The 20,223-nt window shown below is 60.2% G+C and carries 21 protein-coding genes; 14 read left to right on the forward strand and 7 right to left on the reverse strand.

Going from position 1 to position 20,223, the window contains the following annotated elements:
- Window positions 1-9 precede the first annotated feature (9 nt).
- Window positions 10-843, forward strand: coding sequence for a metallophosphoesterase (locus BDD16_RS10110; protein ID WP_179633829.1), 834 nt, complete (start codon window positions 10-12; stop codon window positions 841-843).
- Window positions 840-1,592 (forward strand): metallophosphoesterase family protein, encoded by a 753-nt coding sequence (locus tag BDD16_RS10115; protein ID WP_179633830.1) that lies wholly within the window; start codon window positions 840-842, stop codon window positions 1,590-1,592. Before BDD16_RS10110 ends, BDD16_RS10115 begins: the two co-directional genes overlap by 4 nt.
- Here BDD16_RS10115 and cadR (BDD16_RS10120) read toward each other — a convergent pair.
- Window positions 1,546-1,977: a Cd(II)/Pb(II)-responsive transcriptional regulator gene (gene cadR / locus BDD16_RS10120; protein ID WP_179633831.1), complete on the reverse strand. Its 432-nt coding sequence runs from the start codon at window positions 1,975-1,977 to the stop codon at window positions 1,546-1,548. The genes BDD16_RS10115 and cadR (BDD16_RS10120) overlap by 47 nt on opposite strands.
- Before the next feature lie 82 nt (window positions 1,978-2,059).
- On the opposite strand from cadR (BDD16_RS10120), the gene BDD16_RS10125 reads away from it, so the two are divergent.
- The 8 genes from BDD16_RS10125 (at window position 2,060) to BDD16_RS10160 (ending at window position 9,021) form a co-directional block, all read left to right on the forward strand.
- Window positions 2,060-2,446 (forward strand): DUF3703 domain-containing protein, encoded by a 387-nt coding sequence (locus tag BDD16_RS10125; protein WP_246332511.1) that lies wholly within the window; start codon window positions 2,060-2,062, stop codon window positions 2,444-2,446.
- A gap of 24 nt (window positions 2,447-2,470) precedes the next feature.
- Window positions 2,471-2,836 (forward strand): hypothetical protein, encoded by a 366-nt coding sequence (locus tag BDD16_RS10130; protein WP_179633833.1) that lies wholly within the window; start codon window positions 2,471-2,473, stop codon window positions 2,834-2,836.
- A gap of 177 nt (window positions 2,837-3,013) precedes the next feature.
- A complete protein-coding gene (locus tag BDD16_RS10135) occupies window positions 3,014-3,433 on the forward strand; it encodes a disulfide bond formation protein B (protein WP_179633834.1) in 420 nt (139 codons plus the stop codon).
- Entirely contained in the window at window positions 3,430-4,086 is a 657-nt protein-coding gene (locus tag BDD16_RS10140; RefSeq protein WP_179633835.1) for a DsbA family protein, read from the forward strand. Before BDD16_RS10135 ends, BDD16_RS10140 begins: the two co-directional genes overlap by 4 nt.
- Before the next feature lie 111 nt (window positions 4,087-4,197).
- Window positions 4,198-4,593 carry a Cd(II)/Pb(II)-responsive transcriptional regulator gene (cadR, locus tag BDD16_RS10145; RefSeq protein ID WP_179633836.1) on the forward strand — a complete coding sequence of 132 codons (396 nt, stop codon included), beginning with the start codon at window positions 4,198-4,200 and terminating at the stop codon, window positions 4,591-4,593.
- A gap of 52 nt (window positions 4,594-4,645) precedes the next feature.
- A complete protein-coding gene (locus tag BDD16_RS10150) occupies window positions 4,646-6,877 on the forward strand; it encodes a heavy metal translocating P-type ATPase (RefSeq protein WP_179633837.1) in 2,232 nt (743 codons plus the stop codon).
- A gap of 11 nt (window positions 6,878-6,888) precedes the next feature.
- Entirely contained in the window at window positions 6,889-8,580 is a 1,692-nt protein-coding gene (locus tag BDD16_RS10155; protein WP_179633838.1) for a phosphoethanolamine transferase, read from the forward strand.
- Window positions 8,581-8,667: 87 nt separating this feature from the next.
- Window positions 8,668-9,021: a YnfA family protein gene (locus BDD16_RS10160; RefSeq protein ID WP_179633839.1), complete on the forward strand. Its 354-nt coding sequence runs from the start codon at window positions 8,668-8,670 to the stop codon at window positions 9,019-9,021.
- Here BDD16_RS10160 and epsI read toward each other — a convergent pair.
- From epsI to lspA, 6 genes are all read right to left on the reverse strand, one after another.
- Window positions 9,018-9,701: an exosortase-associated protein EpsI, B-type gene (gene epsI / locus BDD16_RS10165; protein ID WP_179633840.1), complete on the reverse strand. Its 684-nt coding sequence runs from the start codon at window positions 9,699-9,701 to the stop codon at window positions 9,018-9,020. The two genes, BDD16_RS10160 and epsI, sit on opposite strands and share 4 nt — an antisense overlap.
- Window positions 9,698-10,591, reverse strand: a complete 894-nt coding sequence (gene xrtB / locus BDD16_RS10170; RefSeq protein WP_179633841.1) for an exosortase B — start codon at window positions 10,589-10,591, stop codon at window positions 9,698-9,700. The genes epsI and xrtB overlap by 4 nt, the downstream gene beginning before the upstream one ends.
- Before the next feature lie 72 nt (window positions 10,592-10,663).
- A complete protein-coding gene (locus BDD16_RS10175; protein ID WP_179633842.1) occupies window positions 10,664-11,320 on the reverse strand; it encodes a thiol:disulfide interchange protein DsbA/DsbL in 657 nt (218 codons plus the stop codon).
- A gap of 36 nt (window positions 11,321-11,356) precedes the next feature.
- On the reverse strand, window positions 11,357-11,956 hold the full coding sequence (locus BDD16_RS10180) for an SCO family protein (protein WP_179633843.1): 600 nt from the start codon (window positions 11,954-11,956) through the stop codon (window positions 11,357-11,359).
- Between the two features lie 11 nt (window positions 11,957-11,967).
- On the reverse strand, window positions 11,968-12,510 hold the full coding sequence (locus tag BDD16_RS10185; protein ID WP_179633844.1) for a protein-disulfide reductase DsbD N-terminal domain-containing protein: 543 nt from the start codon (window positions 12,508-12,510) through the stop codon (window positions 11,968-11,970).
- Window positions 12,510-13,019, reverse strand: coding sequence for a signal peptidase II (lspA, locus tag BDD16_RS10190; protein WP_179633845.1), 510 nt, complete (start codon window positions 13,017-13,019; stop codon window positions 12,510-12,512). The genes BDD16_RS10185 and lspA overlap by 1 nt, the downstream gene beginning before the upstream one ends.
- A 533-nt stretch (window positions 13,020-13,552) precedes the next feature.
- Between lspA and BDD16_RS10195 the strand changes: the two genes are divergently transcribed.
- The 4 genes from BDD16_RS10195 to BDD16_RS10210 all read left to right on the forward strand — a co-directional run bounded on the left by BDD16_RS10195 (window position 13,553) and on the right by BDD16_RS10210 (window position 20,223).
- The gene (locus BDD16_RS10195; protein WP_310732835.1) at window positions 13,553-13,999 is read left to right on the forward strand and encodes a hypothetical protein; all 447 of its coding nucleotides are present in this window, start codon (window positions 13,553-13,555) and stop codon (window positions 13,997-13,999) included.
- Window positions 14,000-14,132: 133 nt separating this feature from the next.
- Window positions 14,133-15,446, forward strand: a complete 1,314-nt coding sequence (locus tag BDD16_RS10200) for a TolC family protein (RefSeq protein ID WP_179633846.1) — start codon at window positions 14,133-14,135, stop codon at window positions 15,444-15,446.
- 2 nt (window positions 15,447-15,448) lie between these two features.
- Window positions 15,449-17,104, forward strand: coding sequence for an efflux RND transporter periplasmic adaptor subunit (locus tag BDD16_RS10205; RefSeq protein WP_179633847.1), 1,656 nt, complete (start codon window positions 15,449-15,451; stop codon window positions 17,102-17,104).
- Window positions 17,101-20,223: an efflux RND transporter permease subunit gene (locus BDD16_RS10210; RefSeq protein WP_179633848.1), complete on the forward strand. Its 3,123-nt coding sequence runs from the start codon at window positions 17,101-17,103 to the stop codon at window positions 20,221-20,223. Before BDD16_RS10205 ends, BDD16_RS10210 begins: the two co-directional genes overlap by 4 nt.

Below are 20,223 nucleotides of genomic sequence, written 5' to 3' on the forward strand. Positions count from 1 at the left end.
GGTGCCACGATGAAACTGCTGATCCTGTCGGACTTGCACCTGGAGTTCCACCCGATGCGGGTGCCCCCGGGGGATTTTGATGCGGTGGTTCTGGCTGGAGATATCCAGGCGCCGGGCCGCCGAGGCGTGGCCTGGGCGGCGGCAGAGCCGGCCTTCGCAGACAAGCCGGTGCTGTACGTGCCGGGCAACCACGAGTTCTACGGGCAAGTGCTGGCATCGGAGCTGGCGGAGATGCGCGCAGCGGCGCAGGGCACCAATGTGCAGGTGCTCGATCAGGACGTGGTGACGCTCGCGTCTGACGCGGGTCCGGTCCGCGTGCTCGGCGCCACCTTGTGGACGGATTTCAGGCTGAAGGTGCTGGGGGCCGACGGCCAGTGGCGGCGCGATGCGCGGCTGGCCGCAGCGGAGGCCGGCGTCGGGTTGAACGATTTCAGCGTCATTCGGGTCAAGCGCACGGCGCCAGAGTCGGGCGTGCGACGGCTCCGCCCGCTGGACACGGTGCATTGGCACCAGGCGACACGGCGCTGGATGCACGATCGACTGGCAGAGCCCTGGGGCGGGAGCACGGTGGTCATCACGCACCATGCGCCGCATCGCGGCTCGCTGGCGGCATGTTTTGAGCGTAGCGGCTTGAGCCCGGCGTTCGTGAACGACCTGCCGGCCGCCTGCTTCGACGGGGTGGACCTGTGGGTGCATGGACACACGCACGATAGCTTCGACTACCCGGTGGCTCGGCCGGGTGGGGGAACCTGTCGGGTGGTGTGCAACCCCAGGGGCTATGTGCGCTGGGACAGCGCACTGGAGAACCGGGGGTTCGATCCCGGGTGCATGGTGGTCGTGTGATCTGGCTCTGCGGGGACGTGCATGGGCGCTTCGAGCACCTGATCGAGGCGGTGCTGCAGTTGCCGCCCGAGCAGCGACCAGCGGCCGTCATCCTGCTGGGAGACCTGCAGGCGCAGCAGCCGTTGGAGGTGGAACTGGCGACGATCCTGGCACACACCGAGGTGTGGTTCATCCCCGGCAACCACGACACCGATTCGGACGCGGACCACGATCACCTGTTCGGCTCGGCACTGGCGGGGCGGAACCTGCACGGCCGAGTGGTCGAGATCGCAGGGGTGCGCGTCGCAGGGCTGGGCGGGGTGTTCCGGGGGCAGGTCTGGATGCCGCCGAATCCGTCGGAGGTCGAGACGGCACGGAGCTATGTGGCGAGGGCCGGGCGCGGCAACCTCTGGCGCGGTGGCCTGCCGCGGCGGCACCGCAGCACGATTTTCCCGGCGGAGGTCCAGGCGCTGAGCCGGCAGCGGGCTGACGTGCTGGTCACGCACGAGGCGCCGAGCTGTCACCCGCACGGGTTCCAGGCCCTCGACGCGCTGGCCCGCTGCCTGCAGGTGCGCCAAGCGTTTCATGGACATCACCATGATCGGCGGGACTACCGCCCCGAGTGGCCAAGGCTGGGATTCGAAGCCCATGGCGTGGGGCTGCGGGGGATCACAGCACTCGACGGGCAAGTGATTCGGGTGGGGGAACTGGACGAGCGCAGGGCTATCCGAGGTGGGTATGCCGCTCCACCTGGGTGTCGGCTTCCATAGCGGCCAGCCCACGCAAGATGCCGCAGGCATCGACCGCCTGTTTCACCTGGCATTGCTGGCGCAGCGCCCCGAGCTGCTGCTTCAGGTGCAGCAGTTCAGCGATCCGGGCATCGACATGCCCGATGTGGTCGTCCAGCAGCGTGTTGACGGCTCCGCAGTCCTCGGCCGGCGCGTCCTTCAGGCGCAGCAGCCCGCGGATTTCCTCGTGGGTCATGTCGAGTGCGCGGCAGTTGCGGATGAAGCGCAGGCGTTCAAGGTGTGTCGCGTCGTAGTGCCGGTAGTTGGCCTCTGTCCGGCTGGCCTTGACCAACAGTCCTTCCCTTTCGTAGAAGCGCACTGTCTCGGTTGTGCATCGGGCAGCATTCGCCAGCTCGCCGATCTTCATCTGCATGCCTCGGGTAGTTCCAGTGATCATTGCTTGACATTGTAGTTACACAAAGGTTTCTACTGAGTGCATGACAAATGCATTGCATGACCCCATCGACTTCGATCCGATCCTGTACGCACACCTGATGAAGAAGTATCGGGAGTCTGCGCCGCATGATCTTGCAGACCAGTGGCTGTTGCTGGAGACGCTCCATGTCGTGAGCCAGACGCAGTTCATCCCTCACTTGAGGGTGCATGACCTCATGCTCCATCAGGCATGGCGGACCCGTGACTGGGCTGAGGTGAGCGGGCAAATTCTGCGGCTGCTGCTGGTCCCCTTGGGCCATCTCACCGGCCGGCTACCCCTTGGCAACTCCGGACGCTCCGACATCAGCCCGTTCAAGCCGATGCCGCCGCGTCGTGACATGGCCGAAGTCGTTGCACAAGCACACCGCACCATTGCCCGTGCGGCAGAGATCCCGTCGTGAGGAGGCTGGCCCTACAATCTGCCGATGCGCAAGTGGTTGGCCATCCTTTTGTTGGTGCTGGTACCTCTGCAGTTTTCGTGGGCTGCGGTAAACGCCTATTGCCAGCACGAGAGTGGGCCGACCGCCTCACATGCAGGTCACCACACCCATGACCACCAGCCGCAAGCCCAGTCAGACGAGACCGAGGGCGGAACGAACGCGATGATGTCGGCCGACGCCGATTGCGTGACCTGTCATGCAGGTTGTGTGCTGTGGACCATGCCCAGCCACCACGATCCTGTGCGTATCCTTGCGTCGTTGACCAGTTCAGCCGACCCCGGCGCCATGCTGGTCTCACCACCTGCTGCACGGCCGGAACGCCCGCAGTGGGCGAGCTTCTCGCCGATCTAGCAGGAGCGGTGGCCTGCAGGCTCGGACCAGTGCTGAGCCTGTGACCTGCACGGCCATGACCGTCGCAGACCGGCCGTCCCATTTTCCAATGTGAACCGATTCCGAACTTTGGTTGCTAACGCACCGAGGGCAGGACATGGCACGCACTCGGGCTTGTGTGTCTGAGCGAGGATTGACATGAACAGCAAGACCTGGTTGCTCCTGATGGGGGCGTGGCTTATCGCGATGCTGGCCACGGTTGGCGCATTGTTCATCGGTGAAGTCATGATGATGACCCCCTGCACGCTGTGCTGGTACCAGCGCATCTTCATGTTTCCGATGGCCATCGTCTTGACCATCGCCTGTTTCAGCGAAGACCGCCGCGGTGCAGTCTATGCCTGGGTGCTGGCGGCCGGTGGCCTTGCGGTGGCGGGGTATCACACCCTGCTCGTTGCGGGATGGATTCCAAAATCCTGGCTGCCGTGCCAAGCCGGTATTTCATGTGCAGATCAAAAATTAGAAATACTGAGCGGTGTCCAGATCCCTTGGCTGTCTTTGGCTGCGTTTAGTTTGATCTTGGCCCTCCTCACCTATCTTTTACGGAAAACCTCTCGATGAATACAAAGAAAATCGCTGTAGCCGTTGTGCTTGGTGTCATTGCACTGGCTTTTCTGATCGGCGTGAACGCTTACCAGCGAAGTGTTCAGAATGATCAGGAGGAGAAGGTCAGCCAACAGAATGACAGACTGGTTCGTCCCCACTCCCCAATCTTCGGCCCGAAAAAAGCGCCCGTGACCATTGTCGAATTCTTTGACCCTGCTTGCGAAAGCTGTCGATATTTTTACCCGATCGTCAAGGATATTCTCAAGAAATACCCGGAAGATGTACGGCTTGTCCTGCGATATGCCCCCTTCCACAGAGGGTCCGAGCAAGTCGTGGCGCTGTTGATCGCCGCCAAATCACAGAATCAATACCAGCCAGTGTTGGAGGCGCTCTTGGATGCCCAGCCGCAGTGGGCCGACCACGGCACGCCAAATATCGCCCTTGCGTTCAAATCCGCTCAGCAGGCTGGCCTTGACATGGACAAAGCTGCAATCCAAGCACAAAGTCCTGAGACGGAAGCTGTGATTCGACAAGAGATGCAAGATCTGACGTCCTTGGGCGTCACTAGAACACCTACGTTTTTTGTCAATGGGCGCAGTCTGTTGAATTTCGGCCCCGAGCAACTGGCTTCCTTGGTAGCCGAAGAGGTGGCGAAGGTCAAAAAATGACATCAGCCCTCAATCGACAGGTACGCTGGCAAACAGATGCGTTGGCATTTCGTACCTTGAACCCTTGATGCAGTGCAGGACTAAACCTTGTCAAGAAAGGTTGTGTTTATCATGCGTATAGGGGAAGTTGCCCAAGCCAGTGGCGCATCGGTCACTACGGTCAGATTTTATGAGCGGGAAGGGTTGCTGTCTGAGCCAATGCGTTCCGATGGGAATTACAGAGTCTACGAAAGGCACCATGTCAGCTCGCTGAGATTCATCTTGCATTGTCGCAGCTTGGGTATGACGCTGGATGAGGTGCGTTCACTTCTGAAATTCATGGAAACCCCTGATCAAGGATGTCAGCTTGTGAACAAGCTACTGGATGAGCACATTGCTCAGGTCGCAGAAAAAATTGGGCAACTCCAGGCGCTGAAAAATGAGCTTCAACGAGTCAGAGCGAAATGTCATGGAGCTGATTCAATAAACCAGTGCGGCATCCTTCGTGAACTGACGCACCAAGCTTGACTTTAAAGCCACTTCAAGGTGTCCACTGGGTTCTGTTCATCAAGGAGTCCCCATGGCCGGCTGCTGCGACCACCCACACGACAAGAAATCCACGCATGAGGTCCATCACCACGGACACGATCATCCCGGTGCCTCCTGCGACTCGGCGTCCACTGTGCGGGCTGATCTGCCTGTGCCTGAACCGATGGTGGATGGGATGCGTACTCCGATCCGGATCTTGCAGATGGATTGCCCTACCGAGGAAGCACTGATCCGTCAGGCGCTGGGTCGCCTGCCCTCGGTCAAAGGCATGGAGTTCAACCTGATGCAGCGCGTGCTGACCGTGGTGCATGCGCCCGATGCCCTCGACACTGTGCTGCAGGCCGTGCGTTCGCTCGGTTTCCAGCCCGAGGTATTGACGGCTGGTCGGCCTGCTGAGCAGGCTGTTGAGCCACCCAAGCCCTGGTGGCCCCTGGCGCTAGCGGGTGCAGCCGCCGTGTCTGCTGAAGCGGTGGGTTGGTTGGGCCTGCCCGAATGGCTGGCGGCGGCTCTTGCGCTGCTGGCCGTGGTGTCTTGTGGATTGACTACTTACCGCAAGGGCTGGGTGGCGCTGCGCCACGGCAACCTGAACATCAACGCACTGATGAGCATCGCCGTGACGGGTGCGCTGCTGCTGCGGCAGTGGCCGGAAGCGGCCATGGTGATGGTGCTGTTCACGGTCGCCGAGTTGATCGAAGCCAAGTCGCTCGACCGTGCCCGCCACGCCATCTCTAGCCTGATGAAGCTGGCCCCGGAGACCGCCACGGTACAGCAGGCTGACGGAACCTGGCGTGACACCGTGGCGGCAGAGGTGACCGTGGGCAGCCTGGTGCGGGTCAAACCCGGCGAGCGCATCGGGCTGGACGGCACGATCTTCCAGGGCCGTTCGGCAGTGAACCAGGCCCCGATCACCGGAGAAAGCCTGCCAGTGGACAAGGCACCCGGGGACGCCGTGTTCGCTGGAACGATCAATGCGTCTGGCGCCTTCGACTACCGGGTCACGGCGGCAGCGAGCAACACCACGCTTGCCCGCATCATCCATGCCGTCGAGGAGGCCCAAGGCGCCAAGGCCCCCACACAACGCTTCGTCGATCAGTTCGCTCGTGTCTACACGCCGATTGTGTTCGCGACGGCCCTGCTGGTCGCTGTCGTGCCCCCGCTGCTGTTGAATGGCAACTGGCACGACTGGATCTACAAGGCCCTGGTGCTGCTCGTGATCGCTTGTCCCTGCGCGCTGGTGATCTCGACGCCGGTCACCATCGTCAGCGGACTGGCTGCAGCGGCCCGACGCGGCATCCTGATCAAGGGCGGTGTCTACCTGGAGGAAGGTCGCAAACTGGTGTGGCTGGCCCTCGACAAGACCGGCACGGTCACCCATGGCAAGCCGGTGCAGACCGAGTTCGAGTTGCGTGCCGAGGCGGACACTGCACTGTGTCGCCGACTGGCCGCCAGTCTGGCCGGTCGCTCCGATCACCCGGTGTCGCGGGCCGTGGCTCAGGCCGCTGATCGCGACGGTGTCACCCGCGAGAGCGTCGAAGCCTTCGAGGCGTTGCCCGGCAGGGGCGTGCGCGGGGTGATTGGCGGCAAGGCGTATTCGCTGGGCAACCACCGCCTGGTGCATGAACTCGACCGCTGCTCTCCTGAACTGGAAGTGCGACTGGACACCCTGGAGCGGCAAGGTAAAACGGTGGTCATGCTGGTCGATGACCGGCAGGTACTGGCCTTGTTCGCCGTGGCCGACACGGTGAAGGACAGCAGTCGCGCTGCCATCGCCGAGCTGCATCAGTTGGGGGTCAAGACCGTGATGTTGACCGGCGACAACCCGCACACGGCGCAGGCGATTGCCGGGCAGGTGGGGATCGACCAGTCGCGTGGCAACCAGTTGCCCGAGGACAAGCTGAAAGCGGTCGAGGCGTTCGCCACCGAAGGCCCGGTGGGCATGGTCGGCGACGGCATTAACGATGCCCCGGCGCTGGCACGCGCCGACATCGGCTTCGCCATGGGCGCCATGGGCACTGACACCGCGATCGAGACGGCCGATGTCGCCTTGATGGACGACGACCTGCGCAAGATCCCGGTCTTCATCCGCCTGTCGCGGACCACGCACGCGGTGCTAGTGCAGAACATCGTGCTGGCCCTGGGCATCAAGGCAGTGTTTCTGGTTCTGACGCTGATGGGTCTGGGGTCGATGTGGATGGCGGTATTCGCTGACGTAGGGGCCAGTCTGCTGGTGGTGGGAAATGGCTTGAGATTGCTGCGCAAATAACCTGCTGCGTCATGATCTCCTTGCTTTCAAAATACATACGGTTATCCGAACGAAATCGCGAAACCGTATTGCTGGCCGTGGCGCTGTGGTGGGCGCTGACTTGTCATCGGCCGCTGTTAGGGGCCGCACTGGCGGGGCGTGATCCGCTTGCTCCCGGCACTTGGGGTTTTGCAGTGGTAGTGCTGCTGGCAGCGACGGCACTTAACACCGTGTTATTGATGCTGCTCACGCCAGGGCGACTGCTGCGGCCTGTTGTGACGTTGTTGTTGGTCATTGCAGCAGGGGCGAGATACTTCATGGAGGAATTTGGCGCCTATCTTGACCCGTCGATGCTGCGCAATGCGCTGCGCACCGATCTGGCCGAAGCGCGCGAATTGTTGAGCATGAACTTCGCACTGGGCCTGCTGGTGCAAGCAGGGCTGCCGGTGCTGCTGGTGTGGGTTATCCCGCTACGCGAGCGGTCGTGGGGTCGGGCGATTGGTATGCGATCACTGTGGACTGGCGGAGCGGTGGTGGTCTTGGTTAGTGCTGTGCTGGCAGTGTTCCAGCCGCTGGCCTCGCTGATGCGTAACCACAAGGAGGTGCGCTACCTGATCACGCCAGCCAATGTGCTGTGGTCGGCAGGGAACGTGCTGGCAGCCGATCTGAAGGGGGCCGCCAAGCCGCGCCAGTCGCTTGGTCTTGACGCGCAGCCTGGTCCGGTGATGGCAACGCGCGCACGACCGATGGTGCTTGTCATCGTCATCGGCGAAACCGCGCGTGCTGCCAACTGGGGCCTGAGCGGCTATATTCGCCAGACAACACCCGAATTGGCAAAAATTCCTGGGCTAATAAATTTCCCGCAAGTCACGAGTTGTGGCACCAACACCGAGGTGTCACTGCCGTGCATGTTCGCTCCAGTGGGGCGGCGCGACTACGATGAAAACCGTATCCGTGGCAGCGAGTCGTTGCTGCATGTACTCAATCGCGCTGGCGTCGGCGTACTCTGGCGTGACAACCAATCGGGTTGCAAGGGCGTATGCAATGGCTTGCCGACCGAAGACATGACGGTACGAAACCCTCCAGGATTATGTGCAGATGGGCGCTGTCTCGATGAGGCGCTGCTGACGGGTCTCGACGAGCGGCTGGCGCAAGCGCGTGGTACGCAGGTAATCGTGCTGCATCAGCTCGGCAACCATGGGCCGTCATACTTTCGTCGCATCCCGCCCGCTTTTGCCTACTATCAGCCGGTATGCGAAAGCGATGACCTGCGGCAGTGCGAGGTGCCGGCCATCGTTAATGCCTACGATAACGCACTGCGCTACACAGATCACCTGCTCGCATCGCTGATCGCGCGGCTGCAAGCTCAAGCAGACACGCTCGACAGCGCGTTTGTGTACATTTCGGACCACGGTGAATCGTTGGGTGAATCCAATCTGTTTCTACACGGGATACCATATGCTATCGCACCGGACGTGCAGAAGCGGGTGCCCATGGTGATGTGGCTGTCCGGTGGAATGACCGCCTCAGCACGCATCGATACTGCCTGTCTACGAATGCTTGCCGCGCAGCCGGCCGCCCATGACAACCTTGTTCACACATTGCTTGGACTGATCGACGTGCGCACCGCACTCTACGAGCCAGCACTCGACCTGACTGCCGATTGCCGGCTTGGTGCAGGGCCGAAAGTTGCCGGCCAGGCAAGTGGGCGTGACGTTGATTGATCGTACTTGTGTGTCTTGCAAGGTCACCTGAGTTGAGCGCGTAAAAATGAACCTCAACTTTCACATCCTAGGTTAAGTCGAAACAACATGGACTTCAGCACAGCCGCTAGTTTTGTCAGAACACTTGGACTGTTTTTCGCCACGGCAATTGCGGAGATTGTTGGCTGCTTCCTTCCATACCTGTGGTTGAGAAAACAGGGGTCCGCATGGCTACTGTTGCCTGCCGTAGCCAGTCTTGTGTTATTCGTATGGCTTTTGACATTACACCCAGCCGCCAGCGGTCGCATTTACGCCGCATATGGTGGCGTGTATGTCGCTACGGCACTGGTCTGGCTCCGTATCGTCGATGGGGTACGTTTATCGGCGCTGGATTGGCTCGGCGCTGGTGTGGCGATGTTGGGAATGTTGATCATCGTGGCAGGCTGGGGCAGCAGAAATTAGTCACGCAAACCAGCCAGCCGCAGTCGGTCTGCGGCTGTGATCGATGTCAGCATTTCTTGGATGAATTTTTGCTGCATTGAAAATGCACGAGGCTTGTCAGGGTCAATACTGGAAACTCTGAACAAGAGTCCATCTGCGATATCACCTTGCATCGCGTATGAAATTTCCTTCAGTTTCTTGTCCAGCCCGGACTTGACGGTGTGATTGCCGATGGTTGTCCAGTAGGTGACTGGCTCGACCCTGCGGGACTGAAATGTGGTTTCCAATTGCTTGGTGGGAATGTCACCGTAGGGCGTTGTCAGGGTCAGTTTTCGCGAGTCACCAACCTGAAATCCTTGCGCTGGGTAACATATCTCTGGTAGATGCACTTGGAAGGAATCGTTCTGGTTTTTGCCGTAGGCAATCGATAACATAATCACGTAACCTTCGTTTGATACGTAAGTTCTTGCAACCAGCTCGGTGTAAAGTTCATCGAGTAACTGCTGCTGCTGTGGATTAACTATCCCTGTTGATACGTCCATTTTTTTCCAGGAGCCAAATTTCTCTGGAATTATGCTGGATATTTTAATGCCGCCTCTCGTGTCAGACATGAAATTGGTTGGTTTGATTTGATTTGCGGAAAATCCGCTGAGCAACATTGCCGCACACAAAATGATGGCGGATATAATTTCACGAGTCATGATTTTTTAACGAAGATAAATCTGAGAAATCCATCAAATAAAATTATCAACAGCAAGGCTGCCATGAAAAGTACCATTCCGGCAAAGTCATGTAGAAAACCTTGCCCGGCTTCATCGCCAAGATGATAAGTGATTAGTGTCAACGCAATGACGCGAATGACGTTGGCGACAAAACTGATCGGCACTATGCAGATGGCTAAGACGATGTTTCGTGCTATTGATTGGTGTTTCACCAAGTTCAAGTAGAGTAGTCCCAGAGCCTCTAGTGTGAATAGTGTGTTCAATCCTGCGCAGGCATCCGCCACCAGTAACTGGTACTGTCCGATTTGCAAGATGACCCCACTACGGCTGATAGGATACCCAACAGCATAAAGTACCGACTCAACCACATAGGACACGGCGGTTTTCATGGGCTGAGTCATGGCATCGACAAACACGCCTGGCAGAGGAATCATGAAGATCATGAAAACCAGTGGAAACCATAAATACCGCAAGGCTTCTGTTCCCCGAAGTATAAGCACGGTACATGCGACAATAACAATGAGTGAGCCAACCTCAAATATTAATATATTTTGAGATCTTCCAATTATATATATCAGCAATCCAAAAATCAGCAATGCCCAACCTACAAAAAAAGTAGGCCGTAGCGGTGCCGCAATGACTTGGAATGCTTGCTTCCAAAGCAGCCAGACAGAAACAGCTAATACGATGGGGCCATGTCCTTGCTGATCTCCGGCCCACAACCCATTGAACAGGTCTCGGAAAGTGGGGAAGTACATTACCAGTAATCCGAGTAATGCAATGGCCCATGGAATTAATTCTTTTCTGGTGTCAGGTAGGGAAAACGGTTTTGCGGCTTTATGTATAGTGGCTTGATTTATTTTTGACATTTTTTATTGATTGCCTGTATATAAGTTGACCAGTTAATGCATATATATTTCTGTAAATAATAATTATTTAATTTAATTTCGCTTGGAGGCGATTCGCTGCTGGGCGATTAATTGATTTAACACCTCAAAGACTTGAACTTCACCGCCCGCTTGATGAGGCTCCGTACTGAACTGTCCATTCACGATAAATTTTGGTACCCCATCTATTTTGTAAGCATTTGTCAGGGTTCTCATTTTGTTCACCTGAGCTTGCATGCCGAATGACTTGTACATGGACTCAAAAGCTTTGCTGTCTATGCCATTTTTTATCGCCCAGTTGATGATCGCTCCGTCTTCCCTAAAATTGATGCGGTCTTTGTGTATGGCTTCGAAAACAGCCATGTGATACTTCGAGAGGGAGTCCATTGCGCGCAGTGTTGCAAATATTTGGGCGTGGATGGAGGTTTCTTTTCTGGAATCCCAGACGATATGTTCTCGTCGAAAAGAGACATCGGCTGAAAGCTTCTTCTCCCACACATTCACCATTGGATCCACTTTGAAACAATGTGGGCAGCCGTACCAAAAAAACTCAACGATCTCAATCGTTTCAGCGTTGGCATTGGGGACGGGTGGCTTCATGGTGGAAAACACACCCTCAGCACCATGATCTCCTGCTGCTTGCGCCCAGTGTGGGATGGAAATTAGTCCAAGTGACAATGATGTTGTGATGGCTCTTCGCAATTGATTCATGATGCTTTGACTGTAAGATTATTCTGTTGATATAGGTTATGCGAGGAGGGCTTTTATGTCCGCAGAGAAGTCTGAGGCTGTCTGCTCATGTTTCATTGCCAGACGCAATAGCCCTTGTGTGTCGAATATATAGGTCAGCGTGGTATGGTCCATCGTGTAGGATTGTCCTGTGGCTACTTTCTGATAAAAAACCTTGAATTCCTTGGCAAAGTCAGCGGTGGCTGCAGCACTGCCGCGCAAGGCGATGATTTTCTTGTCGAATGCACCAACATAGTCACGCAGAAGGGTTTCCGTGTCTCGCTCCGGGTCAATGGTGACAAAAATGATCCGAAGTTTCTTGGCGTCCTCCCCCAGTAAGCGACTGACTTCTGCCGCTCGCCCGAGCGCAGTTGGGCAGACATCAGGGCACTGTGTAAATCCGAAGAACAGCATGACAATGCTGCCTTTGAACTCAGACAGAGTTCTAGTTTTTCCATCTATGTCTGTCATGCTGAAAGACTGGCCGAATTTCGCACCGGTTAAGTCCAGTCCTTTGAATGAATATGGGACACGTCTCTCGCAGCCCATTAAAACCAAGGCTGATAGACAATTCATGGCCAGCCATGTACGGCGATTCCTGTAAGGTGATATGTCCATGGGGCTTGATTTCATTGTTGTTTCTTTCCGAGTGGCTTGCCAGATACCGTGCTGCTTGATGGATTTAGCTTTATCTCCGTGGTTTGAGGTGGATAACAAACCCCAAGCGTCTCGAAGCAGCCCTGGTATCGTGCAATCAAAGTGATGGGGGTTGAGGTTTTTTCGGTGTTCGCAATTGTTCCGCGAATTTCAAAAGATTCTGGGTACACCTGCGTGGGGCCGAAACTCCTGTCTTGTTTGGTGATGGCTGCCGGATAATCTGTGCGCAGTAGCTTTACTCCGGTGGAGCCATTTATTTCAAGGCTCACCTTGTCTTTGTATAGATAATAATATGGCTTCAGCGTAAACTGAACGCTGATCCTGCTAGGATCTAACAAGCGTGCTGAAACTTGAAATGCCTGTTCAGGGGGGAGCGGCTCGACAGCTTTCGTGCCGAACCATGCATTCAATCGCCCGGGCTCTGCGGCACTGATATTTGGCGCGCTAATATTGCCGACCACGAACAGCAATGCGCTCCAGATTTTTCTACGACAGATGGATGAAAAAATGATCATTACGTGCTTTCACTCGTGGCTGCAGGGGTGCTGAAACTGATTGTCAGCAGCAAGAATGCTCCTGACATGACATAAATGTCTGCAAGATTGAATGCTGGCCAATGCAAATCTGCCCAGTGAAAATCCAAGTAGTCAACTACAGCACCTATGCGTAACCGATCCAGTACATTACCGAGGGCTCCGCCTATAAGTAATATATAGGCAAAACTTTCTATAAAGCTTTGAATGCCCATCCAAAGTAATCGTGTCAAAATCGCACTGATAATTAATCCAAAAGCACTCAGAAAGTATTTCTGCCATCCACCTGAATTCGCTAGAAATGAAAATGCGGCGCCAGGATTGAGAACATGCACCAGATTAAACCATGCGCTAACCTGTTCACTCGTGCCGACTGGCATGGTCAATGCCACACCAGCTTTGATTCCCTGATCCATCAAAATCAGTGCAGTCGCCAAAGAAAATATTGGCAATCTGTGCTGATTTGAATTAAATACGTGATTTTTTAACATCGAAGGTCAATTTATTATTTTAAATCTCGACAAATAGCCCAATAAAGATGCTATGCCAAAGATAATCAACAGAAAAGCTGTCCTTTTGTTTTGCCGTCGTAGTTGACTCTTCTGCTGCTGTTGCGTGTGTGCGTTGTCCATGAACGGTGACCAAGATAAAACTTCTATTTCAAACCCTGCAGCAGGTGTAGGGTCAAATCCACCTGTAATACCCCTGACTTGGTTCAGGTTTTGAGAAGATGTCGCCGTGGTGAAGATGTCTCGAAGTTCTCGTGTGAGGTTTGAGATCTGTGCCGCGTCTTGGCAGGTTGGTTCCGAGCTACTCCCCTCCATCCAGTAGTGCTGAGGGTGCCAAGGCAACGGGGTGACGAATTTCTAGAAGCAAGTCACTTGCACATGAGATCGGGGGCCATGCACAATGGTGCGCATCTCATGCTTGCACTTCTGCGCACTGTTAATGCTCCTGCCCAGACCATCCGTATCGGTGTGCTGTTGGTTGTGTGTCGGCTAAGGGCTGCTGTGAGGTGCGCAGCGTGAAGCGATCGTTCTTGCTGACAATCTGCCGCATGCTGGTCGGCGTCGTGCTGTTCGCGCAATTCGCGGTGGCCGCGTATGCGTGTCCAGGGCTATCGTTCGCCGGTACTCCGAAGCCAGGGATGGTCATCCCTGTCGTGGCAGAGGTGCAGTCGATGGGGACCGATAGAGTGTCGATCACGCTGGCCGCCATGGACTGCGATGACATGGTGGGGTCGATGGACCCGTCGTTCGCCAACCTCTGCGCCGAACATTGCCGCCAGGGGCAGCAAAGTGACCAAGCCTCCGCACTGACGCTGCCGGCCATGCTGCTGACAGCTCTGTACCACCTCCCCCTGGCCCCTGAGCCACCTGCCCCCAGCCCGCGCCAGGTGGCCGAGGGAGTCAGTGCCCTGGCAGGGGCTTCTCCGCCGCACGCCATCCTGCACTGCTGCTTCCGAACTTGACTGTCCAGACCGCCTGACGCCGACGACCCTGCGGTCGATCCGGCGCCGTGGTCGTGCTCGTCCGGGCCCTGACACCAGTCTGCCATCCGCACCGAGTCGACACGAAATCACCGTTTCGTTGTCTGGAGAATCCATGTTCCATCCCCCATGGCCCCACGGCGCTCGCCGGGTGCCTGTCTATTGCCGCTTGGCCGCGCTGCTTGTCCTTGGCGTCGCATTGCTTCCGCTCGCCAGCCCGGCCCAGTCCACCCTGACGCTCGATCAGGCCCTGCAACTCGCACAGAATCGCTCGCGCCAGCTTCCGGTGCAGGAGGCAGCCGCCACCACCGCCCGCGAGATGGCCGTGGCCGCTGGCCAGCGTCCCGACCCGACACTCAAGGTAGGCCTCAACAACTTGCCCCTCGACGGCCCGGACCGGCTCAGCCTGACACGCGACTTCATGACCATGCGCTCGGTCGGCGTGATGCAGGAGATCACACGCGGCGACAAGCTCGCGGCCCGGTCGGCGCGTTTCGACCGGGAAGCCGAGGCCGCAGAAGCCGCACGTGCGGTGGCACTCGCCCACCTGCGCCGCGACACTGCGATGGCCTGGCTGGAGCGGCATTTCCAGGAGCGCGTGGTCGAACTCCTGCAGAGGCAACGCACCGAAGCCGGCCTGCAGGTCGAGGCCGCCGACGCGGCCTACCGGAGTGGGCGTGGCGCGCAGGCTGATGTGTTCGCCGCCCGGGTGGCGGCGGCGCTGATCGACGACCGCCTTCGTCTGGCTGCACAGCAGGTCGAGGCCACCACGATCCGGCTTGCCCGCTGGGTCGGCCCGGATGCGCAACAGCCACTCGGCGAACGTCCGTCCCTGACCACCGTTCCTGCTGCGGTGCATGATCTGGATGCCCATCCGAGCCAGCATCCCGAGATCGCGCTGCTGGCCAGACAGCAAACCATCGCACAGGCCGACGCTGACCTTGCGCGGCTCAACCAGCGCCCGGATTGGAGCGTGGAGCTGATGCTCAGCCAGCGCGGACCGGCCTACGCGAACATGGTCTCCGTCGGGGTGTCGATCCCGCTGCAGATTGACACCAGAAACCGCCTGGATCGCGAACTCGCCGCCCGGCTCGCCGTTGTCGAACAGGTCCGCGCCCAGCACGAAGAAGCCACGCGGGAGCACCTGACCGAAACTCGTCTTCGGCTCGTCGCATGGCAAGGCAACCAGGCGCGGCTGGCTCACTACGACCGCACGCTGATGCCGCTCACCACCGAGCGCACGCAGGCGGCGCTGGCCACCTACCGGGGCGGCAGCGGCTCGCTCGGCGCGGTGCTCGAAGCGCGGCGCCTGGAGATCGACACCCGCATGGACCGGCTCCGGCTCGACATGGAAACCGCCGCGCTGTGGGCCCAGCTCCACTACCTGATCCCGGCCGAGCGCAACGCCGCCGCCGTCACGGAGCAATGAACATGCAACTCAAACCCCTTCTGATCGGCTTGACGGCAGCCGGTGTCCTGGCCGCCACCGGCTACGGCCTGTACACCACCGGCCTGCAGCGCGGCATGGGCATGGCCGCCGCGCCGGCACCCGCAGCGTCGCCCGCGCAGGCCCTCCCTCAGAGCATCGCGCAGGGCGAGGACGCCACCCGCCGACATCTCACGGCGGGCCTCAAGGCTGGCGATGTCGATCCGGCCACCGGCCGCAGGATCCTGTACTACCACGACCCGATGGTGCCCGGGAACCGGTTCGACAAGCCTGCCAAGTCGCCCTTCATGGACATGATGCTGGTGCCCGTCTATGCGGGTGGCAGTGGCGACAACGGGGTCGGCGAAGGCAGCACGGTCACAGTCAGCCCCCGCCTGCAGCAGAACCTGGGCGTGCGCACGGTGCCGGTCACCGAGGGCACGCTGTCGCCACCCGTCACCGCTGTCGGCAGCATCGCCTTCAACGAACGCGACCAGGCCACCGTGCAGGCCCGTGCTACCGGCTACGTCGAGCGCCTGCATGTGCGGGCCACGCTTGACCGCGTGGCCAAGGGGCAGGCACTGGCCGAGCTGTACGTGCCGGACTGGATCGCCGCGCAGGAGGAGTTCCTGTCGGTGCGCCGCATGCAGGGCACCGACCTCGCGCCGCTGGTGGAGGCGGCCCGTCAGCGCATGCGCCAGGTCGGGATGAACGAAGCCCAGATCGCCTCGGTGGAGGGCAGCGGAAAGACGCAAGCCCGCACGATCCTCCTGGCGCCGATCAGCGGCGTGGTCACCGAACTGGCGGTGCGCGAAGGCATGACCGTGACGGCCGGCACCACGCTGTTCCGTCTGAACGGCCTCGGCACGGTGTGGGCCAACGCCGAGGTGCCAGAGAGCCAGGCGGCCCTCCTTCGCCCGGGCACCCGAGTCAGGGCAAAGAGCACGGCCATGCCAGAGGTGACGCTCGACGGACAGGTGCAGGCGCTCCTGCCCGAGGTCAACCCGACGACCCGCACGCTGAAGGCGCGGCTCGAACTCGCCAACCCCGGCGGGCGACTGGTACCGGGCATGTCCGTGCAGATGCAGTTCACGGACTTGCAGGTGGGCAAGGCCCTGCTGGTGCCGACCGAGGCGGTCATCCAGACCGGCCGGCGAACGGTGGTGATCGTGGCGGACGGCGAGGGCCGCAGCGGACACTTCCGGCCGGTCGAGGTCGAGATCGGCACCGAGGGCGGTGGCCAGACCGAGGTCAGACGCGGCCTGCAGGTGGGCCAGCGGGTCGTGGTCTCGTCGCAGTTCCTGATCGACTCCGAAGCCAGCCTGAAAGGGGTCGAAGCGCGACTGAACGCGGCCGAGTCCAAGCCGCAAGCAGAGGACACCACACCGCGCCATGAAGGCGATGCCACAGTGGAAAGCCTCAGCCGCGATGCGCTCACGCTGTCCCACGGTCCGATCCCGTCCCTTAAATGGGGCCCGATGACCATGGACTTCAAACCGCCACCACAGGGTCTGCCCAGCGGGTTGAAGGCCGGGGACAAGGTGCGTTTCGCGTTCTACATGGGCACGGACAATCTGCCGCAGCTCACGGTCGTGACCGTGCAGGCTTCTGCCTCCAAGGCCAAGCCGGTGACGGGTGCCAAGACCGGGAGCCAGCCATGATCGCCCGTTTGATCCGTTGGTCGATCGCCAACCGCTTCCTCGTGCTGCTGGCCACGCTGATGCTCAGCGCCTGGGGGGTGTACTCGTTGCAGCGCACGCCGCTCGACGCGCTGCCCGACCTGTCGGACGTACAGGTCATCATCCGCACGTCCTACCCGGGCCAGGCGCCGCGCCTCGTCGAGAACCAGGTCACCTACCCGCTGACGACGACGATGCTGTCGGTGCCGGGTGCGAAGACGGTGCGCGGCTATTCCTTCTTCGGCGATTCGTTCGTCTATGTGCTGTTCGAGGACGGCACCGACCTGTACTGGGCGCGTTCGCGGGTGCTGGAGTACCTCAACCAGGTGCAGTCGCGCCTGCCACCCGGCGCGAAGGCGTCGCTCGGGCCGGATGCGACCGGCGTGGGCTGGATCTACCAGTACGCGCTCGTCGATCGCCGTGGCACACAGGACGCCGGGCAATTGCGGGCGCTGCAGGACTGGTTCCTGAAGTTCGAGCTGAAGACGGTGCCGAACGTGGCGGAGGTCGCCTCGGTCGGCGGCATGGTGCGCCAGTACCAGGTCGTGCTCGACCCGGACAAGCTGGCGGCCCACGGCATCCCGCACACCCGGGTGGTCGAGGCGATCCAGCGGGCCAACCAGGAGACCGGTGGCTCGGTGCTCGAACTGGGGGAGGCCGAGTACATGGTGCGTGCGTCGGGCTACCTGCAGTCACTCGACGACTTCCGCCAGGTGCCGCTCGTGACCACGGAGGCGGGTATCTCGGTTCGGCTCGGCGACGTGGCCCGCATCCAGATCGGGCCGGAGATGCGGCGCGGCATCGGCGAACTCGATGGCGAGGGCGAAGCCACTGGTGGCGTGATCGTGATGCGTTCGGGCAAGAACGCGCTGGAGACGATCGCCGCCGTCAAGGCCAAGCTCAGGACGCTGCAGGCCAGCCTGCCCGAAGGTGTCGAGATCGTGCCGGTCTACGACCGCTCGGGCCTGATCGAACGCGCCGTGGAGAACCTGGGGTTCAAGCTGCTTGAAGAGTTCGCTGTCGTTGCGGTGGTGTGCTTCGTCTTCCTCTTCCACCTGCGCTCGGCGTTCGTCGCGATCGTCTCGCTGCCACTGGGCATCCTGATGGCCTTCATCGTGATGCACCACCAGGGGGTCAACGCCAACATCATGTCGCTGGGTGGCATCGCGATCGCCATCGGCGCGATGGTCGATGCGGCTGTCGTGATGATCGAGAACGCGCACAAACACCTGGAGCACTGGGCCCATGAGCACCCCGGTCAGACGCTCGACGGCGAGGCCCGCTGGCGCGTGATCGGCGACTCGGCCGCCGAGGTCGGGCCGGCGCTGTTCTTCTCGCTGCTGATCATCACGCTGAGCTTCATCCCGGTGTTCACGCTGGAGGCGCAGGAGGGGCGGCTGTTCTCGCCGCTGGCGTTCACCAAGACCTACGCGATGGCGGCGGCGGCGGGCCTGTCGGCGACGCTGATCCCGGTGCTGATGGGCTACCTGATCCGGGGCTGCATCCCGCACGAGCAGGCGAACCCGCTGAACCGGCTGCTGATCGCCGTCTATCGGCCGCTGCTGAACAAGGTGCTGCAGGAGCCGAAGGTGACGCTGGTGGTGGCGGCGGCCATCCTGGTGCTGAGCCTGTGGCCGCTGCAGCACATCGGCGGCGAGTTCATGCCCAAGCTCGACGAGGGTGACCTGTTGTACATGCCCACGGCACTGCCTGGGCTTTCTGCGGGCAAGGCGGCCGAGCTGCTGCAACAGACCGACCGCCTCATCCGGACCGTACCCGAGGTGGCAAGTGTCTACGGCAAGGCCGGCCGCGCCGAAACGGCCACCGACCCGGCGCCGATGGAGATGTTCGAGACGACGATCCAGTTCAAGCCGAAAGACCAGTGGCGGCCCGGCATGACGCAGGACAAGCTCGTCGAGGAACTGGACACCATCGTCCGAGTGCCCGGTCTTGCCAACATCTGGGTACCACCGATCCGCAACCGCATCGACATGCTGGCCACGGGCATCAAGAGCCCCGTCGGCGTGAAGGTGGCGGGCGCTGACCTGGCCGTGATCGACCGCCTGACGGGCGAGATCGAGCGGGCGCTGAAGGACGTGCCGGGTGTGAGCAGTGCGCTGGCCGAACGGCTCACGGGGGGGCGTTACGTGGATGTGACGATCCGGCGCGACGCTGCCGCACGCTTCGGGCTGAACATCGCCGATGTGCAATCGGTCATCACTTCGGCGGTGGGCGGGGACAACATCGGAGAACTGGTGGATGGCCTGCAGCGTTTCCCGATCAACCTGCGCTACCCGCGAGAGGTCCGCGACTCGCTGGCGGCGCTGCGCGTGCTGCCCATCGTCACCGAGAAGGGTGCGCGGCTGGTGCTCTCCGACGTGGCCGACCTGCGCATCACGGATGGCCCACCCATGCTGCGCAGCGAGAACGCACGCCTGTCCGGCTGGGTGTACGTGGACATCCGGGGCCGCGACCTGCGCTCGGCAGTGCAGGACATGCAGCGCGTGGTCGCCGAGAAGGTGATCCTTACCGCTGGCTACTCCATTTCGTGGTCGGGCCAGTTCGAGTTTCTGGAGCGGGCGACGGCGAAGCTGAAGGTGGTCGTGCCGTTCACGCTGCTGATCATCTTCGTGCTGCTCTACCTGACCTTCAAGCACTTCGACGAGGCGCTGCTGATCATGGCGACACTGCCCTTCGCGCTGGTCGGTGGTGTCTGGCTGCTCTACCTGCTGGGCCACAACCTGTCGGTGGCCGGTGCGGTGGGCTTCATCGCGCTGGCGGGCGTGTCGGCCGAGTTCGGCGTGATCATGCTGCTGTACCTGAAGCAGGCGTGGGGCGAGCGTGTGGACGCTGGCACGACAACGACCGACGATCTGCTCGACGCGATCCGCGAAGGCGCGGTGCTGCGCGTGCGGCCCAAGGCGATGACGGTGGCGGTGATCCTGGCCGGGCTGCTGCCGATCCTGTGGGGCACGGGCACTGGCTCAGAGGTGATGCAGCGCATCGCCGCGCCGATGGTCGGCGGCATGGTCACGGCGCCGCTGCTGTCGATGTTTGTCGTGCCGGCGGTCTTCCTGCTGATGCGGCGCCACCGGTCCTGA

The sequence above is a fragment of the Sphaerotilus montanus genome (genome assembly GCF_013410775.1).
In the GTDB taxonomy this organism is placed as follows: domain Bacteria; phylum Pseudomonadota; class Gammaproteobacteria; order Burkholderiales; family Burkholderiaceae_C; genus Sphaerotilus; species Sphaerotilus montanus.

What these genes read in the sequence shown, in the direction of transcription:
- cadR (WP_179633836.1), top strand. Translation starts at nt 4,198, where the DNA reads ATGCGTATAGGGGAAGTTGCCCAAGCCAGTGGCGCATCGGTCACTACG.
- BDD16_RS10185 (WP_179633844.1), bottom strand. Translation starts at nt 12,510, where the DNA reads ATGATCATTTTTTCATCCATCTGTCGTAGAAAAATCTGGAGCGCATTG.
- xrtB (WP_179633841.1), bottom strand. Translation starts at nt 10,591, where the DNA reads ATGTCAAAAATAAATCAAGCCACTATACATAAAGCCGCAAAACCGTTT.
- BDD16_RS10150 (WP_179633837.1), top strand. Translation starts at nt 4,646, where the DNA reads ATGGCCGGCTGCTGCGACCACCCACACGACAAGAAATCCACGCATGAG.
- BDD16_RS10180 (WP_179633843.1), bottom strand. Translation starts at nt 11,956, where the DNA reads ATGGACATATCACCTTACAGGAATCGCCGTACATGGCTGGCCATGAAT.
- BDD16_RS10155 (WP_179633838.1), top strand. Translation starts at nt 6,889, where the DNA reads ATGATCTCCTTGCTTTCAAAATACATACGGTTATCCGAACGAAATCGC.
- BDD16_RS10110 (WP_179633829.1), top strand. Translation starts at nt 10, where the DNA reads ATGAAACTGCTGATCCTGTCGGACTTGCACCTGGAGTTCCACCCGATG.
- epsI (WP_179633840.1), bottom strand. Translation starts at nt 9,701, where the DNA reads ATGACTCGTGAAATTATATCCGCCATCATTTTGTGTGCGGCAATGTTG.
- lspA (WP_179633845.1), bottom strand. Translation starts at nt 13,019, where the DNA reads ATGTTAAAAAATCACGTATTTAATTCAAATCAGCACAGATTGCCAATA.
- BDD16_RS10205 (WP_179633847.1), top strand. Translation starts at nt 15,449, where the DNA reads ATGCAACTCAAACCCCTTCTGATCGGCTTGACGGCAGCCGGTGTCCTG.
- BDD16_RS10135 (WP_179633834.1), top strand. Translation starts at nt 3,014, where the DNA reads ATGAACAGCAAGACCTGGTTGCTCCTGATGGGGGCGTGGCTTATCGCG.
- BDD16_RS10210 (WP_179633848.1), top strand. Translation starts at nt 17,101, where the DNA reads ATGATCGCCCGTTTGATCCGTTGGTCGATCGCCAACCGCTTCCTCGTG.
- BDD16_RS10175 (WP_179633842.1), bottom strand. Translation starts at nt 11,320, where the DNA reads ATGAATCAATTGCGAAGAGCCATCACAACATCATTGTCACTTGGACTA.
- cadR (WP_179633831.1), bottom strand. Translation starts at nt 1,977, where the DNA reads ATGAAGATCGGCGAGCTGGCGAATGCTGCCCGATGCACAACCGAGACA.
- BDD16_RS10130 (WP_179633833.1), top strand. Translation starts at nt 2,471, where the DNA reads ATGCGCAAGTGGTTGGCCATCCTTTTGTTGGTGCTGGTACCTCTGCAG.
- BDD16_RS10140 (WP_179633835.1), top strand. Translation starts at nt 3,430, where the DNA reads ATGAATACAAAGAAAATCGCTGTAGCCGTTGTGCTTGGTGTCATTGCA.
- BDD16_RS10200 (WP_179633846.1), top strand. Translation starts at nt 14,133, where the DNA reads ATGTTCCATCCCCCATGGCCCCACGGCGCTCGCCGGGTGCCTGTCTAT.
- BDD16_RS10160 (WP_179633839.1), top strand. Translation starts at nt 8,668, where the DNA reads ATGGACTTCAGCACAGCCGCTAGTTTTGTCAGAACACTTGGACTGTTT.